A 16,637-nucleotide genomic window follows, 5' to 3' on the forward strand; every position below is an offset into this window, starting at 1 on the left:
TGATGTCTTTTTTAGAAGGAGATAAATGGAAAAGGTGTCGGAGAGCGGTTATTACAAGCTGCAATTCAATATATTTTCTCGTTCCAAGGGATGAGAGAGATAGAACTATGTTTGAATACGAATAATGATCGTGCGATGAAGTTGTACAAGAAAGTAGGTTTTGAAGAGAAGGCATGTTTACAACACTATATAATAGAGTAAAAACCCATTCATATGAAAATGATATTTCATATGAATGGGTTTTATTCATTTACTTTTTTCCGCATTCATCACAGATTTAGAAGTAATTTGAGGCGCTAATTGTTACATAACTTTTTTTATTTTTTTCGGAACTTCTTTCGTTTGCGAATTAATATCTTCTTTTCGTAGCTCTTTAAAGAGTGAAGTAACCATAAGGACGACTACGATAGAAAATGGTAGTGCTGCGATGATCGCTGCAATTTGCAGTGCATTTAATCCTCCAGCTTGTAATAAAATAGCTGCGATGATCGCGATTGTTAATCCCCATATAAGTTTTAAACTATTTTTTGGTGATAAGCTTCCGTTACTCGTTTGCATAGAAACGACAAATGTTGCCGAGTCAGCAGAAGTAACGAAAAATGTGGCTACTAAAATTAACCCGATAATTGTTAAAAATGTAGAGAACGGTAGATGTGAAATAACAGCAAATAATCCAATCTCTGTACCATTTTTTGCGATTTCATCAGCTATACCAAGCGATTGGAACATTTCCATATGGATAGCGGTACCGCCAAATACTGCAAACCAAAATGTGCAGATGAGAGTTGGGACTAATACAACTCCAAAAATAAATTCTTTTATTGTGCGTCCTTTAGAAATACGGGCGATGAATGTACCGACGAATGGAGACCAAGAGATCCACCATCCCCAATAGAAAATAGTCCAGTTTTCAATCCAAGAAGAAGATTTTTCATTAAATGCTCCTAAATTTAATCCCATACTAGGTAAAGCTCCAATATAAGAACCGAGTGTAGATGTGAAATATTTCATAATAAATACAGTTGGTCCTAAAAGTAAAAAGGAAATGAGTAAAATACCTGCAAGAGAGAAATTTAAGTTACTCAAATATTTAATCCCACGATCTAAGCCAGTTTGTGCACTTGTTAAATATAAAACAGCGAAGATGGCGATAAGTATGAGCTGTGTAAATAAAGTGTTATGAATAGAAGGGAATAAATAGCTTAATCCTCCGGCGATTTGTTGAGCACCAATCCCAACAGATGGTACAATACCGAATACTGTGGCTAAAACAGCTAAAATATCGACTGTTTTTCCGATAGGAGAATTTTTCGATCGATTAAATAATGGAGTAACTGTAGCCCCAATTGTGCTACCTTTTTGTTTGCGGAATGTGAAATATGCAATTGTTAAAGCAACCATTGCGTATAGTGACCATGGAAAGAGACCCCAGTGGAAAAATGAATATTGCATAGCGAGCTTGGCGCTTTCCTCTGTACCTGCTTTTCCTGTTAGTGGATCTGTAAAGTGTGAAATCGGTTCAGCGATTCCATAAAAGAGGAGTCCAATTCCCATTCCTGCCCCAAATAACATGGATAGCCAAGATGGATAACTATACTTTGGTTTTTCTCCATCTTTACCAAGACGAATAGAACCGTACTTAGAAAATGCTAAATAAGCGGCTAAAATAATCATTGCGGTCATAAGTAGAGAGTAAAACCATCCAAATTTATTGAGGATAAATGAATTTAAGGAAGATGTAACGCTTTGTAAATCATAGCCTTGTATCCAACTTGCCGGGGTAATTCCCCATATGATGAATAATGTTGTTAGCAAGATGGAGATATAAAATACACTGTTCTCTTTTTTTATCATAGAATCCCACCCTTGTTTAATAAAGTTAACAATTATATTAATCATAACAATTAAAGGGTTAATTGTCAAAAAATTCGATTTTTAACGTGTGTAAAAGGACTGTTTAATCGCTAAAGATTCATAACTATTGGCGGCTAGATAGTGGGGAGATTGTTCACGATATGTACAAAATGTAAGAAGAAATAATATGAAATATTGCATTTTATATTGTTGTATCTAGATTTTATGTTAAATTCTTGGATGGAATATTAAAATAGGGGGCAAGGATATGAACAAGAAATCAAAGATTAATAAAGTTATGCTTAGCATTAGTACAATGGCTCTATCATTAGGGGCGCTTCAAGCTCCTGCATCAGCAGAAGAAAAAGTACCGTATAACGTGTTGAAAACGAAACCAGTTGGAATTGAAAAACCAGTAGATGAGATTGGGCACGTTTCTAAAGCGGAGGAAACATTATCGTTTCAAGAACGTTTAAAAGTAGGAGACTTTTCACAGCGACCAGCATCTATTCCGAACAAAGCGGCAGTAAAGCAAGTTAAGGAAAGTTATTCAATGGCTGATTTAAACAAAATGAATGATCAAGAATTAGTTGAAACGTTAGGCTGTATTAAGTGGCACCAAATTACAGATTTATTCCAGTTTAATGAAGATGCAAAAGCTTTTTATAAAGATAAGGGGAAAATGCAAGTCATTATAGATGAATTAGCTCATCGAGGTAGTACGTTTACGAGAGATGATTCAAAAGGAATTCAAACATTTACGGAAGTGTTACGTTCAGCTTTTTATCTGGCATTTTATAATAACGAATTAAGTGAATTAAATGAAAGAAGCTTTCAGGACAAATGTTTACCTGCTTTAAAAGCAATCGCAAAAAATCCAAACTTTAAGCTTGGTACAGCTGAACAAGATACAGTCGTATCTGCATACGGTAAATTAATTAGTAATGCGTCAAGTGATGTTGAAACAGTTCAATACGCATCGAATATTTTAAAGCAATACAATGATAATTTTAATACGTATGTAAATGATCGAATGAAGGGACAAGCAATATACGATATTATGCAAGGGATTGACTATGATATACAGTCTTACTTAATTGAGGCTCGTAAAGAAGCGAATGAAACGATGTGGTATGGAAAAGTAGATGGGTTTATTAATGAAATAAATCGTATTGCTCTTCTAAATGAAGTAACACCAGAAAATAAGTGGCTCGTTAATAATGGAATTTACTTTGCTAGTCGTTTAGGGAAGTTTCATAGCAATCCAAATAAAGGATTAGAAGTTGTGACACAGGCAATGCATATGTATCCACGTTTAAGTGAGCCGTATTTTGTCGCAGTAGAACAAATTACAACAAATTATAACGGAAAAGATTATAGCGGGAATACAGTAGATTTAGAGAAAATACGTAAAGAAGGAAAAGAGCAGTACTTACCAAAAACGTATACATTTGATGATGGATCTATCGTATTTAAAACAGGAGATAAAGTATCGGAAGAAAAAATTAAGAGACTATACTGGGCTGCAAAGGAAGTAAAAGCGCAGTATCATCGTGTAATTGGGAATGATAAAGCGTTAGAGCCGGGCAATGCAGATGATATATTAACGATCGTAATTTATAACAGTCCAGAAGAGTACCAATTAAATAGACAACTGTATGGATATGAAACGAACAACGGTGGAATTTATATTGAAGAAACAGGAACATTCTTTACATATGAACGCACGCCAGAACAAAGTATTTATAGTTTAGAAGAATTATTCCGCCATGAGTTTACCCATTATCTTCAAGGGAGATATGAAGTGCCAGGTTTATTCGGAAGAGGAGATATGTATCAAAATGAAAGGTTAACTTGGTTCCAAGAAGGAAATGCAGAGTTTTTCGCAGGGTCTACTCGAACAAATAATGTAGTACCGAGAAAGAGCATCATTAGTGGATTATCATCTGATCCTGCAAGTCGTTATACAGCAGAGCGTACATTATTTGCTAAATACGGTTCTTGGGATTTCTATAATTACTCGTTCGCATTGCAGTCTTACTTATATACGCATCAGTTTGAAACATTTGATAAAATTCAAGATTTGATTCGTGCGAATGACGTGAAAAATTATGATGCATATCGTGAAAATCTAAGTAAAGATCCTAAGTTAAATAAAGAGTATCAAGAGTATATGCAGCAGCTAATCGATAATCAAGATAAATATAATGTACCGGCAGTAGCGGATGATTATTTAGCTGAACATGCCCCAAAATCATTAACAGCAGTAGAGAAAGAAATGACTGAAACGTTGCCGATGAAAGATGCAAAAATGACAAAACATAGCTCCCAATTCTTTAATACATTTACATTAGAAGGTACGTATACAGGTAGTGTAACAAAAGGTGAGTCAGAAGATTGGAACGCAATGAGTAAGAAAGTAAATGAAGTTTTGGAACAACTTGCGCAAAAAGAATGGAGTGGCTACAAAACTGTTACAGCATATTTCGTCAATTATCGTGTAAATAGCTCAAATGAATTTGAATATGATGTAGTCTTCCACGGTATCGCAAAAGATGACGGAGAAAATAAAGCTCCAACGGTTAATATAAATGGCCCTTATAATGGACTTGTAAAAGAAGGTATTCAATTTAAAAGTGACGGCTCAAAAGATGAAGATGGAAAAATCGTTTCATATTTATGGGATTTTGGAGATGGAAGAACAAGTACAGAAGTAAATCCAGTACATGTATATGAAAGAGAAGGTTCATATAAAGTAGCGTTAATAGTAAAAGATGATAAAGGGAAAGAGAGCAAAAGCGAAACAACGGTTACGGTTAAAGATGGAAGTTTAACAGAATCAGAACCAAATAATCGCCCGGAGGAAGCAAATCGTATTGGACTAAACACTACGATAAAAGGTAGCCTTATCGGCGGGGATCACACTGATGTTTATACATTTAATGTAGCATCAGCGAAAGATATCGATATTTCCGTTTTAAATGAGTATGGAATCGGGATGACATGGGTACTTCACCATGAATCAGATATGCAAAATTATGCTGCTTACGGTCAAGCAAATGGCAATCATATAGAGGCAAACTTTAATGCAAAACCAGGTGAATATTACTTGTATGTATATAAATATGATAATGGCGATGGAACTTACAAATTATCAGTAAAATAAGTGCTTTTCCAATGTATGTTTAACTTTACTTTTTGTGGAAAATAGTATATTATATAGATATATAATATATCGGTTATTTACTAGGAGGAGCCTGTCACAATAGGCTTCTCCTGTTCTTTTTTAGGGGGCCTGTCTTACAGGCTTTTCTTTAAAATTTAAATAACTGAAAATTAAGAACAATAATCTTTGAAAGAGGTGGGGCATACACATAACAAAAAAGGGATTGTTTAAGAGAGGGGGATAAGAAATGGTTTTGTTTGGTTATCCACTTGAGACAATTTATTTATACGGATTTATTATTGCTACTATACTCACTGTGATTTATATCTTTTTTGGGGATATATTTGAATCCATATTTAGTTTTGGAGGCGGATCTGTATCCGTTGTTACTTTATTACTTAGTTTTTTCGCTATGTTATGTGGACTTAGTTATATAGGAGAATATTTATTTTCCTTTAATAGTATTCTTATTTTCGTGGCTGCATTTGCTATATCCTTTATTGGTGTATTCATAATGAAAATATTAATTTTAAAACCGATTGCAGAAGCAGAACAAAATACTGTGCAACGTATGGATGAATTCATTGGTTGCAAGGGAGAAGTCATTACGACAATTCCTACAGAAGGATTTGGTGAAGTATTAATATCCTCTCAATTTGGAAGTAATGCAATTCCAGCTAAAACAATTGGGAAAAAAGATATTTCACAAGGAACTGAAGTTATTATTGAGGGAGTCCAAGATGGTGTTTTGCTTGTACAAAACATCGCTTATTCTTTAAAAAAACCAAAATTATAAGGGGGAATTCACATGACGATTCCATTAATTATTGGTGGAGTTTTACTCGCAATTTTAATTCTACTCATTTTAGTATTCATTACGAAGTATCGAACAGTTGGACCAGATGAAGCGTTAATTGTTACAGGGAACTGGCTTGGTGGTGGGAAAAATGTAGTGACCACTGATGATGGAAAGAAGATTAAGATTATTCGCGGTGGCGGTACATTCGTAGTGCCAATCATGCAAAGAGCAGAACCTTTAAGCTTACTAAACTACAAGTTAGAAGTGGGCACACGCGATACGTATACGAAGCAAGGTGTTCCAGTTACAGTAAATGGTGTTTCTATTATTAAAGTAGGTTCTACAATTGAAGAAGTATCGACAGCAGCTGAGCAATATTTAGGAAAAGAAACAGAAGAGTTAAAAGTAGAAGCGAAAGAAGTTTTAGAAGGTCATTTACGTGCGATTTTATCTTCTATGACAGTAGAAGATGCGTATAGTAATAGAGAGCAATTTGCTCAAAAAGTGCATGAAGTAGCTTCTACAGATTTAAAGAAAATGGGTCTTCGCATCGTTTCCTTTACAATTAAAGAAATCATGGATAAGAACGGTTACTTAGATGCACTTGGTCAGCCACAAATTGCGACGGTTAAGCGTGATGCAACAATTGCAAATGCAGAGCGTGAAAAGGAAGCTCGTATTGAAAAAGCTCGTGCTGAGAAAGAAGCGAAAGAAGCTGAATACCAACGTGATGCCCAAATCGCTGAAGCTGAAAAACATAAAGAATTAAAAGTACAATCTTATAAGAGAGAGCAAGAACAAGCTCGTGCAGATGCGGATCTTTCTTACGAATTACAACAAGCGAAAGCGCAACAAGGTGTTACAGAAGAGCAAATGCGCGTTAAAATCATTGAGCGTGAGAAACAAATTGAATTAGAAGAAAAAGAGATTGCGCGTCGTGAAAAGCAATACGATGCAGAAGTAAAGAAAAAAGCAGATGCAGATCGCTATGCTGTTGAGCAATCAGCGGAAGCAGAAAAAGTAAAACAAATGAAAAAGGCAGATGCGGATCAATATAAGATTGAAGCTGAAGCGAGAGCACGTGCGGAAGAAGTACGTGTGGAAGGTTTAGCGAAGGCGGAAATCGAAAAAGCGCAAGGTCAAGCGAAAGCGGAAGTACAAAAAGCACAAGGTACGGCGGAAGCCGATGTTATTAGGTTAAAAGGTTTAGCAGAAGCAGAAGCGAAACAAAAAATTGCAGAGGCATTTGAGTTATATGGCCAAGCGGCAATTATGGATATGGTACTTAAAATGCTTCCAAGTTATGCGAAGGAAGTTGCAAGCCCACTTAGTAACATTGATAAAATTACAGTTGTCGATACAGGCGGCGGTGGTAAAAATAGCGGCGCCGGAAAAGTTGCAGGTTATGCGACTGATTTAATGGCAACGATGCAAGAAACATTAAAAGCTTCTTCTGGCATTGATTTAAAAGAGTTATTAGAAGGATTTGCTGGAAAAGGAGCAGTACAACAATTATCAAACGATAAACCGGTTGTATCAGTAGTAGAAGATGAGAAAAAAGAAGTAGAAAAAGATAAAGAATAGTATAGTGGGTGGAACCTCTAGTAAGTGAGATACTAGAGGTTCTTCTGTGAATTGTTCGAATAATTTACATTTTAATATATTGTTTTAATTATTTAATTTATATAGAATGAAAAAGGTATGTATTAATTCTTTAATAGAAAAAGAGATAAAGAGTTGATACGTTTTAATCGTATAATTTATATAAAGAAATTAAATGTAAAACAATTACATTTAAAACGGTATGGAGGGGTAGAGATATGTTTCAAGGGAAATTAAGAAGAAGTAGTTTAAAAGCAAAGTTACTTGTGTCATTTGTTATTGTTTTAATTCTTCCAAGTATTGTAATTGGTTGGACGTCTTATCAGCAAGCAAAGACAAATTTTAATGAAACAATTTTACAATCAGCGGAAGATAACGTAAAGGTTTTAAATAATGTTATTAACAAAGAGATAGACAGTAAAAAGGTAGACGCAGTATATTTTACAAAGTTATTTAATGGAGTAAGTTACGGAACTGATCAGCTTCAAAATGTGCAAAATAAATTAGAAGAATATAATAAGTTACATCCAGAAATAGAAGCAATTTATACGGGGTCTAGTACGGGACAATTTATTCAATCACCGTCTATTCAAATGCCAGATGGGTATAATCCTACCGAAAGAGATTGGTATAAAGAAGCAGCGAAAAAAAGCGGAGAAGTGGTTATCACAGCCCCATATAAGTCAAGTACAACAGGGAATATTGTTATTACAATAGCAAAACAAAATGAGGATAAGAGCGGTGTTCTCGGTATTGATTTAATTATTAATGATATTGTAAATACTTCAAAAATGGTCAATATCGGCAAAAAAGGATATGTAGCAATCTTCGACCAATCTAAACATGTAATAGCACATCCGACGATGAAACCAGGTGACAAAATAGAAGAAAAACTTGAGAAGGAATTGTACAAACAGGAAACAGGTGAATTTAAATTCAAACTCGATGGTGATGATCGCAATATTACCTTTATAACAAATAAGCAGACGGGATGGAAAATAGCAGGAATTATGCCTTCAAAAGAAATTATTGAAGCAGCTAATCCTATTTTCTATAAAACGCTAACTGTTATTGGTATTTCATTAATAATTGGTGGGATTTTAATTTACTTCATAATTGCTTCTATTATTAGTCCGTTAAAACAACTTGTCATATCATCGAAAAAGATTAGTGAAGGCGATTTAACAGAAACAATTACAGTTCATTCTAAAGATGAAATTGGACAGCTAGGAGAAAGTTTTAATGAGATGGCGGCATCATTACATCATGTCATTTCTAATATAAATACTTCAGCAAGTCACGTGGCGGCATCTTCAGAAGAATTAACAGCTAGTATGAAGCAGACAAGTGAAGCGACGGAACAAATTACACAAGCAATAGAGCAAGTGTCGAGCGGGGCTGAAATACAAACGAAAGAAGTTGAAGAAGGCGCAACTTTATTGGAAGAAGTTACAGAAGGAATTCAGCGTGTTGCAGACAGTTCTTCATTAGTATCCACAGCATCGATGTATACGAAGAAAAAGGCTGAAGATGGTGGGAAGTTAGTTGAACAAACTGTGAATCAAATGCAATTAATCCATGAGTCTGTTTCACAATCAGACAAAGTTATTGTTTTGTTAGATGATAAATCAAAACAAATTGGAGCAATTCTTGAGGTGATTCAACATATTGCAGAGCAGACCAATTTATTAGCGTTAAATGCGGCAATTGAGGCTGCAAGAGCTGGAGAGCAAGGAAGAGGATTTGCAATTGTAGCAGATGAAGTACGAAAATTAGCTGAGCAATCAGGACAGTCTTCTACGGAAATTGGAAAACTAGTGAAAGAAATCCAATTTGATATCAAGGAAACGGTAAGTTCTATGAAGCTAGTTGGGACAGAAGTACAATCAGGGCTTGTAGTTGCAAATGAAACGAAGCAAAGCTTTGCTGAAATACTGAAATCTACGGATGATACAGTTGTACAAATTGATAACATGGTAGAAGTAGCGAAGCAAATGACAGTAGATGCAAAACAAGTTAGTGCATCAATTAATGAAATTGCAGCTACGATTGAAGAAAATGCAGCAAGCGTTCAAAATATTGCTGGTTCTTCAGAAGAACAATTAGCTTCAGTAGATGAAATCAATGCAGCAGCAGTTCATTTATCACAAATGGCAGAAGAATTACAGGAGATGATTGGTAAGTTTAAAGTGTAATAATGATTGTTAAGAAACGAGGTAATAATTTTACTTCGTTTCTTTTTTATGAAGAGAAAAAGAAAGAAATATAGAGTAACCGTGTTATGATTAAGTATAATTAAAGAGACTGTATATTCTTTAAATTCTATCTTTAATCATGTTAGGGGAATGGTTTTGAAATTTAAAAAATTAAAACTCCAACCGAGAATCACATTAACTATTAGTACACTTATTCTTGTTGTACTTATGCTAACGAGTTATTTATTTTATTACATATTATCTGAAACGGTAGAAGAGCAAATTGGCAAAAGAGCTTTGCATGTTGCGAAAACAGTTGCTGCTATACCAGAAATCAAGGAAGCTTTTCAAACAGAAAATCCAGCTTCTATTATTCAACCGATTGCGGAAAAAATTCGAATTGATACAGATGCTGATTTTATTGTAGTTGGAAATAAAGAAGGGATTCGTTATGCACATCCTAGGAAAGATAAAATAGGAGAAGCAATGGTTGGCGGAGATAACAAAGGAGTTTTATTAGAAGGGAAATCTTACGTTTCGAAAGCAACTGGATCATTAGGCCCTTCATTACGCGGAAAAGTTCCAATCCATAATCAGGAAAATGAAATCATTGGTGTGGTATCTGTTGGATTTTCAATGGATGATATTCATGGAGCGGTAGAAGTGTATGGAAAGCGTGTGTTTTGGATTACAATAATAGGTCTATTAATTGGAGTAATAGGCTCTATATATTTAGCTGGCAGTATAAAAAGAATGATGTTTGGGATGGAGCCAGAAGAAATTTCATCTTTATATGAAGAGCATAGTACAGTGATTCAATCTGTACGTGAGGGGATTATTGTCATTGATCAACATGGCATAATTAGTTTAGTTAATCAAGCAGCCTATGATATTCTTTCGCTAGATGAACAACGAAATATTATTGGAGAATTTATTTTAGATATAATTCCTAATTCAACGATATTAGATGTACTTCAAACTGGTGAAGAACAGTTTGACCGCCAATTAAATATAAAAGGGCAGGCTGTTATTGCGAACCGTCTACCCATTAAAGTAAAGAATAAAGTAACTGGCGTTGTATCGAGCTTACGTTTGAAATCTGAAATGGATCAGTTAACAGCAGAATTATCTCAGACGAAGCAATATACAGAGGCATTACGAGCGCAAACGCATGAATATAACAATTTGTTGTATACGCTTTCAGGTCTTATCCAGCTAGAATTATATGAAGATGCTTTGGAGCTTATTCATAAGGAAACAGCGGTATATCAAGATTTTGTTCAATTTATTATGAAACGAATTCAAAATCCATGGTTAGGAGGGATTTTAATTGGATTCTATAATAGAGCAAGAGAGTTGAAGATTGAGTTTATGCTAGATAGAGAGAGTAGCTTAGACAAATTAAGCCCGCATATTGAGAGTAATTATGTCGTTTCTATTTTAGGAAATTTAATTACGAATGCATTTGAAGCGATTGAAAGAAATGAAGAACATGATAAGAAAGTAAGAATGTTTGTAACTGATATCGGAGAAGAAATAGTCATTGAAGTGGAAGACTCAGGACAAGGGATTCATGATGAGGTCATTGCTAGCATATTCTATAAAGGCTTCTCGACGAAAGAAGGCGAGAAGCGAGGATATGGATTAGCAAAGGTGAAAGAGTTAGTAGAAGATTTAAATGGAAGTATCGCAATCGAAAAAGGGGATTTAGGTGGTGCATTGTTTATTATTGCATTACCAAAAGAGAGAGGCGAATTGTAATGGGTGAGGAGATTGAAGTATTGATTGTAGAAGATGATATTCGAATTGCAGACATTCATCGTCGTTTTACTGAAAAGATTGAGGGATTTAAAGTAATTGGAACAGCGACGACTGGGGAACAAGCGAAAGAATGGCTAGATCTTGTGAAACCACAGCTCGTTTTATTAGACGTGTACTTACCTGATATGCAAGGAACGGAACTTGTCACATATATTAGACATAATTTACATGATACAGATATTATTATGATTACAGCTGCATCGGAAACAGATGTAGTGAGGCACGCCCTGCGAGGTGGAGTAACAGATTATATCGTAAAGCCACTTATGTTTGATCGATTTAAAACAAGTTTGGAAAATTACCAAAAAAAGCTTGTGCAGTTAAAGAAAAATAACCAATTATCTATCGAACAAATAGAACATTTATGGTCTCAAAGAGGCGTAAAGGGAAATGAAATAGAATATGCCCCGAAAGGTATAGACCCCTTAACTTTAGCAAAAATAAAAAAGCATATGTTAACAGTGAATGAAGAAGGTATTACTGCGGAAGTGCTAAGCTCAATGGTCGGAGTAAGCAGATCGACAGCGAGGCGTTATTTAGAATATTTAATATCAGGAAAGAAAGTTCATGCGGAGCTTATATATGGGAGTGTTGGGAGACCAGAAAGAAGATATTTTCTTATTCCTTCATAATAAAAAACAGTAGAGGATATATGTCCGCTACTGTTTTTTTATTTTATATTGGAATAACCCCAATTAAAATTCCAGTAATCAACATTACCATTGTCGTTCCAACTGCCCACAATAAAGTGAAGCGTTGATGTTCACCAAAATCAACTTTGGCCATGCCGACTAATAAATAAGTGGATGCGACAAGAGGACTTAATAAGTGAACAGGTTGCCCGAGTAAGGAAGCACGTCCCATTTCAGCCGCACTAATTCCATAAGTAGCAGCAGCTTTCGTTAAAATAGGTAGTACACCGAAATAAAATGCATCATTGGACATGAAAAATGTGAATGGCATGCTAAGAAGGGCTGTAATAATTGGTAGTTGTGGTCCAAGAGCGTCTGGTATAAGAGTTACTACACTTTTAGCCATTGCATCTACCATTTTTGTTCCTGATAAAATCCCGGTGAAAATCCCAGCGGCAAATACGAGAGAAACAACTGCTAATACGTTTCCTGCGTGAGAAGCAATACGCTCTTTCTGTTGCTCTAAGTTCGGATAGTTAATCATAACAGCAATAGCGAAAGCGATTGTAAATAAAACAGGTAATGGCATAACTTCTAGTATAAGACAGACAAGTAAGGTAGCAGTTAATAAAAAGTTAATCCATAGAAGTTTAGGGCGCTTATGAACAGCAGCTTCTACTGTTGCAGCTTGCTCATCTGTTGTTTGCATTTGTTTTAAATATTGTATATCCATAATTCCTAAACGTTTTCTTTCTTTTTTTCCAAGATAGTAAGCAACGAAAACTACCCAAAGTGCACCAGCAATCATTCCTGGTATAAGTGGTGTAAAGAGCTCTGATGCGTCTAGTCCAAGTGCACTCATAACACGAGCTGTCGGTCCACCCCACGGTGTAAGATTTGTCACGCCTGCACCTAACATAACAACCCCAGCTAATATAAGTGGATTCATTCCAAGGCGTTTATATAGTGGGTACATTGCGGAAACAGTAATCATATACGTTGTCGTTCCATCCCCATCTAATGAAACGATAATTGTAAGAATCGCTGTACCAACAACAATTTTTAAAGGATCTCCTTTTACAAATTTCAAAATCCTACTAATGACAGGATCAAATAAACCGCTATCAATCATAATTCCAAAATATAAAATAGCAAACATAAGCATAATACCAGTAGGTGCTAGTTTTTGAATGCCCTCTAACATCATAGGTCCCATGTTTGCATAAAAGCCTCCAATTAATGCGAACGTAATTGGAATTAATATTAATGCTACTAGTGCTGACATACGTTTTGTCATAATTAAAAACATAAAGACAAATACCATTGCAAATCCAAGTAGTGCTAACATGTAATCTCCCCCTCAAAAATGATTGCGCTTTCAAAATAAAATAAAAATTCAGAAAAAGGTTTTTTGTTTATCATAAAAGCATCTATCTGAATGGTAAATAATTTGAAAAATAACATCATTAGAAGCATAATTTTTATTTTGGTCATTTTGTTCACGGGAGTTAATTTGAATTTTTAAAAAGTAAGCTGCTCTCCATAAGAATGGTAGAATAAGATGACAATATTGAAGTGTGAAATAGGGAGTAGATTTTATATGAAAACAAGAATGGAAGAGATTTGTAGTTCTTATGAAGGAAAAGTAGAAGAGATTTTTGTTAATGAATCTTCTTACGTATATGAGTGGGAAAAATTAATGATGATCCGAAAAAATAACGGTGAACTTGAAAAGGTTGCAGTCGGCATCAGTGGAAATATAAGATTAGTAAATGTAGTTGTTGGGCAGCAAATTCATACAGATACATTATTAATTAAAATAGAAGATGATTTAGTAATTACAGGTTGTGAATGATGAGAGGTGTGTAGAGAGGACTACACATCTTTTTTGTTCCATATATTACAAAAGACACATCATTTTTTCACAAATCGCACACAAGTTTTTGATATGCTCCTTGTAGAAGATACGGTTAGGGAGGAAATACAATGAGAACAAAGTATGTGATGCTTGCTATATGCTTATTCTTTGTGTTTACAATTGTAGGATGTGGTAAGAAACAAGCGGAGGCTGTGGCAATTGATGAGAAGCATGATAAGTGTGATATTTGCCAAATTGGGGTAATGGATAATCAATTTGCAACAGAAATCATTTTAGAAAATGGAAAAGCATTAAAGTTTGATGATATCGGTTGTATGTATAAATGGATGGAGATTAATCCAGGTGAAAAGACGAAAGAAAAATTTGTTCGAGATTATGATTCGAAAGATTGGGTTTCGTTAGAAGACGCTACTTATGTATATGATAAAACAATTACAACACCAATGGCTTATAATGTCATTTCATTTAAAAACAAAAAAGATGCAGAGAGCTTTGTATCTAACTATAAGGGGAAAGTTCTCTCGTATAAAGAGCTAGCAGAGCATAAATGGGAAATGAATAAAGAAATGATGGGGAACACGAAAAAGGGAAATCACGGTGGGCATCATTAATACTAGAAAAAGACAACTGCATAGTTGTCTTTTTCTAGTATTATTCAGGTGCAAATATAGAAAAGGTGTAAAATTTTTAGAAGAACGGTTACAATGGAATGTAGTGACCTAAAGCAATCATCTATGTACTTTTTAGAAATGTATACAAATGCGGTAAAATCGTGCTAAACTAATTGCTTCATAATGTTAATGATGAGGCCAGCAGGCGTATCATGCCAATAGGTTGAGAAACATAGTATAAGTTTAAGATAATCCGATTAAAGAAGGAATATAAAGGGCTTATGGATAAATGTACTCAAGAAGAGTTATTGTATGTGATGGAGGAATGGTTAAGAAAACATTATCTTTCATAGGAGCTGTAGTTGTGAGAAAACAAAAAATTTTATTATGTATGTTATTAGGACTTTTAATGACGGTAGTAGCTTGCGATAAGCAAGAAGAGCCAGAATCGAAACCGGTTCATGTGAAAAATGAAAAGAAAAAAGAGAAGCATAAAGAACAGGAAGAATCTAAAGAAGAAAAAAGTATAAATTTAATGGACAAACAGTTGCTACTTTCTGCCACTCTTGGAGATACAGAAACAGCTATGAAGTTGATCCAAGATGGAGCGAATATAAATGTAGAAGGTGACAACGGAGAAACACCTGTCCTTGCAGCAACGTACCAAAATCATGTAGAGACAGTGAAAGCATTAATTGGTGCAGGTGCTAATATTGAAATTAAAGATGAGAAACAAAGTAATCCACTTCTTTATGCGAGTAGAGAAGGCTATACGGATATTGTAAAAGTATTAATTAATGCAGGAGTTAATACGAAAGAAACGACTAAGTCAGGTGGAACAGCACTTATTTCTGCATCTGAGCGTGGCCATGTAGAGGTCGTAAAAGAATTGTTAGAGCATACAGATATTGATGTCAATTATAAAAATGCTCGTGGTGGAACAGCTTTAGTAGAAGCAATTGTATTAGGAAATGGTAGTGAAAATCATAAGAAAGTAATTCAAATGCTTATTGACCACGGGGCAGATGTAAATATGGCCAATAAGGAAAATATTACGCCACTGCAATATGCTGAAAAAAGAGGTTTTAAAGATATTGCAAATATGTTGAGGGTAGCTGGAGCGAATGAAGTAGTACAGCCACAACCGCAACCGGTAGAATAACAAGTATGAAATAATCCCATTTAGATAGACAGAATGAAGAAGTCATTGAGTATGATGGATTCAGTAATGTGTATGTAAATGGGATTTTTGTTTTGGACATGAAAAATAGATTATGAATGGTATATGGAGTAACTAAGGAGAATATAAATGAGGCTCTCAGAACTTGATTTACTAGCAATTCAGGTAGAGGTTTTATTTGTTCATAATTAAGTAGGAAAAATGAAATATGTAAATGAACAAGGAAATCCGAAAGCACCACGCTGTTTTCTTGGCAGAACTCGTGAAGGGAGTATAACGAGATATCATTGTGATCTGGATGATGAAACGGTAGGTAAGATTGAGAAATTAATTCGAGAACCTTCAAATCATATAGAGATAGCAAAGATTATCCATGTATTAAATGAAGAAAGAACAGTAAAAAATATTTGGATGGGCCCTGCTTTCATGTTCTCTAATAATTTACATAAGCCAACTAGAACAATACAGATAACAGAGAAGAATAAAGAGCTTTTGCGAGAAAATTTTCCTAATCTAATAGAACAGATGGAGTGGAGGCAACCTTACTTTGCAATTGTAAAAAATGAAAAGGTAGTTTCTATATGTTGCAGTGCTAGGAGTACACCTGTAGCTGCTGAGGCGAGTGTGGAAACTTTAGCGGAGTTTCAAGGGAATGGGTATGGTACTGATGTTGTTACAGCCTGGGCGATATCAATACAAGAAGAAAACCGCATTTCACTTTATAGTACTTCTTGGGATAATTATGCCTCACAAGAAGTTGCGAGAAAACTAAAATTGATTAACTATGGAATGAATTTGCATATTACTTAAATTTTAAAGATAGTTGTTTGCTGTTGGGGGTTATTCGTATATCTAGATTAATGTTAAGAAAATATGGTGAATATTAACATTCGATTAA

General features: G+C 34.8%; 12 protein-coding genes and 2 pseudogenes. 12 read left to right on the forward strand and 2 right to left on the reverse strand.

What is annotated here, in order from left to right:
• Nucleotides 1-30: 30 nt before the first annotated feature.
• Nucleotides 31-201 (forward strand): annotated as a pseudogene (locus NLJ82_RS02995) (GNAT family N-acetyltransferase); the annotation flags it as partial.
• Nucleotides 202-303: 102 nt separating this feature from the next.
• Here NLJ82_RS02995 and opuD read toward each other — a convergent pair.
• The gene (opuD, locus tag NLJ82_RS03000) at nt 304-1,854 is read right to left on the reverse strand and encodes a glycine betaine transporter OpuD (protein WP_000591583.1); all 1,551 of its coding nucleotides are present in this window, start codon (nt 1,852-1,854) and stop codon (nt 304-306) included.
• A 268-nt stretch (nt 1,855-2,122) separates the two neighbouring features.
• Here opuD and colA point away from each other — a divergent pair, with 268 nt between their 5' ends.
• The 7 genes and pseudogenes from colA (at nt 2,123) to NLJ82_RS03030 (ending at nt 12,069) form a co-directional block, all read left to right on the forward strand.
• A complete protein-coding gene (gene colA, locus NLJ82_RS03005) occupies nt 2,123-5,020 on the forward strand; it encodes a collagenase ColA (protein WP_001036386.1) in 2,898 nt (965 codons plus the stop codon).
• 247 nt (nt 5,021-5,267) lie between these two features.
• The gene (locus NLJ82_RS03010; RefSeq protein WP_000242441.1) at nt 5,268-5,816 is read left to right on the forward strand and encodes an NfeD family protein; all 549 of its coding nucleotides are present in this window, start codon (nt 5,268-5,270) and stop codon (nt 5,814-5,816) included.
• 12 nt (nt 5,817-5,828) lie between these two features.
• Complete coding sequence (gene floT / locus NLJ82_RS03015; protein ID WP_000155027.1) at nt 5,829-7,403, forward strand: flotillin lipid rafts scaffold protein FloT; 1,575 nt, start codon at nt 5,829-5,831, stop codon at nt 7,401-7,403.
• A 236-nt stretch (nt 7,404-7,639) separates the two neighbouring features.
• Nucleotides 7,640-8,674, forward strand: a pseudogene (locus NLJ82_RS28850) (HAMP domain-containing protein); the annotation flags it as partial.
• 81 nt (nt 8,675-8,755) lie between these two features.
• Entirely contained in the window at nt 8,756-9,616 is an 861-nt protein-coding gene (locus NLJ82_RS28855) for a methyl-accepting chemotaxis protein (RefSeq protein WP_372465204.1), read from the forward strand.
• 150 nt (nt 9,617-9,766) lie between these two features.
• Entirely contained in the window at nt 9,767-11,377 is a 1,611-nt protein-coding gene (locus tag NLJ82_RS03025) for an ATP-binding protein (RefSeq protein ID WP_012644181.1), read from the forward strand.
• Nucleotides 11,377-12,069 carry a response regulator gene (locus tag NLJ82_RS03030; protein ID WP_000503455.1) on the forward strand — a complete coding sequence of 231 codons (693 nt, stop codon included), beginning with the start codon at nt 11,377-11,379 and terminating at the stop codon, nt 12,067-12,069. The genes NLJ82_RS03025 and NLJ82_RS03030 overlap by 1 nt, the downstream gene beginning before the upstream one ends.
• Nucleotides 12,070-12,112: 43 nt before the next feature.
• On the opposite strand, the gene NLJ82_RS03035 is transcribed toward NLJ82_RS03030, so the two are convergent.
• Nucleotides 12,113-13,417, reverse strand: coding sequence for a CitMHS family transporter (locus NLJ82_RS03035; protein ID WP_000880454.1), 1,305 nt, complete (start codon nt 13,415-13,417; stop codon nt 12,113-12,115).
• 252 nt (nt 13,418-13,669) lie between these two features.
• Between NLJ82_RS03035 and NLJ82_RS03040 the strand changes: the two genes are divergently transcribed.
• The 4 genes from NLJ82_RS03040 to NLJ82_RS03055 all read left to right on the forward strand — a co-directional run bounded on the left by NLJ82_RS03040 (nt 13,670) and on the right by NLJ82_RS03055 (nt 16,549).
• Nucleotides 13,670-13,924, forward strand: a complete 255-nt coding sequence (locus NLJ82_RS03040) for a hypothetical protein (RefSeq protein ID WP_000857644.1) — start codon at nt 13,670-13,672, stop codon at nt 13,922-13,924.
• A gap of 131 nt (nt 13,925-14,055) precedes the next feature.
• Nucleotides 14,056-14,559: a nitrous oxide reductase accessory protein NosL gene (locus tag NLJ82_RS03045; RefSeq protein ID WP_001259404.1), complete on the forward strand. Its 504-nt coding sequence runs from the start codon at nt 14,056-14,058 to the stop codon at nt 14,557-14,559.
• Between the two features lie 289 nt (nt 14,560-14,848).
• A complete protein-coding gene (locus tag NLJ82_RS03050) occupies nt 14,849-15,721 on the forward strand; it encodes an ankyrin repeat domain-containing protein (protein ID WP_000287348.1) in 873 nt (290 codons plus the stop codon).
• 219 nt (nt 15,722-15,940) lie between these two features.
• Complete coding sequence (locus tag NLJ82_RS03055; RefSeq protein WP_000878392.1) at nt 15,941-16,549, forward strand: GNAT family N-acetyltransferase; 609 nt, start codon at nt 15,941-15,943, stop codon at nt 16,547-16,549.
• Nucleotides 16,550-16,637: the final 88 nt, after the last annotated feature.

The sequence above is a fragment of the Bacillus paranthracis genome (assembly GCF_024296885.1).
Taxonomy (GTDB): Bacteria; Bacillota; Bacilli; order Bacillales; family Bacillaceae_G; genus Bacillus_A; species Bacillus_A paranthracis.

Bases quoted from the DNA above. Each gene is read 5' to 3' on its own strand.
- opuD (WP_000591583.1), bottom strand. From the start codon at position 1,854: ATGATAAAAAAAGAGAACAGTGTATTTTATATCTCCATCTTGCTAACA.
- colA (WP_001036386.1), top strand. From the start codon at position 2,123: ATGAACAAGAAATCAAAGATTAATAAAGTTATGCTTAGCATTAGTACA.
- NLJ82_RS03010 (WP_000242441.1), top strand. From the start codon at position 5,268: ATGGTTTTGTTTGGTTATCCACTTGAGACAATTTATTTATACGGATTT.
- floT (WP_000155027.1), top strand. From the start codon at position 5,829: ATGACGATTCCATTAATTATTGGTGGAGTTTTACTCGCAATTTTAATT.
- NLJ82_RS28855 (WP_372465204.1), top strand. From the start codon at position 8,756: ATGAAGCAGACAAGTGAAGCGACGGAACAAATTACACAAGCAATAGAG.
- NLJ82_RS03025 (WP_012644181.1), top strand. From the start codon at position 9,767: ATGGTTTTGAAATTTAAAAAATTAAAACTCCAACCGAGAATCACATTA.
- NLJ82_RS03030 (WP_000503455.1), top strand. From the start codon at position 11,377: ATGGGTGAGGAGATTGAAGTATTGATTGTAGAAGATGATATTCGAATT.
- NLJ82_RS03035 (WP_000880454.1), bottom strand. From the start codon at position 13,417: ATGTTAGCACTACTTGGATTTGCAATGGTATTTGTCTTTATGTTTTTA.
- NLJ82_RS03040 (WP_000857644.1), top strand. From the start codon at position 13,670: ATGAAAACAAGAATGGAAGAGATTTGTAGTTCTTATGAAGGAAAAGTA.
- NLJ82_RS03045 (WP_001259404.1), top strand. From the start codon at position 14,056: ATGAGAACAAAGTATGTGATGCTTGCTATATGCTTATTCTTTGTGTTT.
- NLJ82_RS03050 (WP_000287348.1), top strand. From the start codon at position 14,849: ATGTACTCAAGAAGAGTTATTGTATGTGATGGAGGAATGGTTAAGAAA.
- NLJ82_RS03055 (WP_000878392.1), top strand. From the start codon at position 15,941: ATGAAATATGTAAATGAACAAGGAAATCCGAAAGCACCACGCTGTTTT.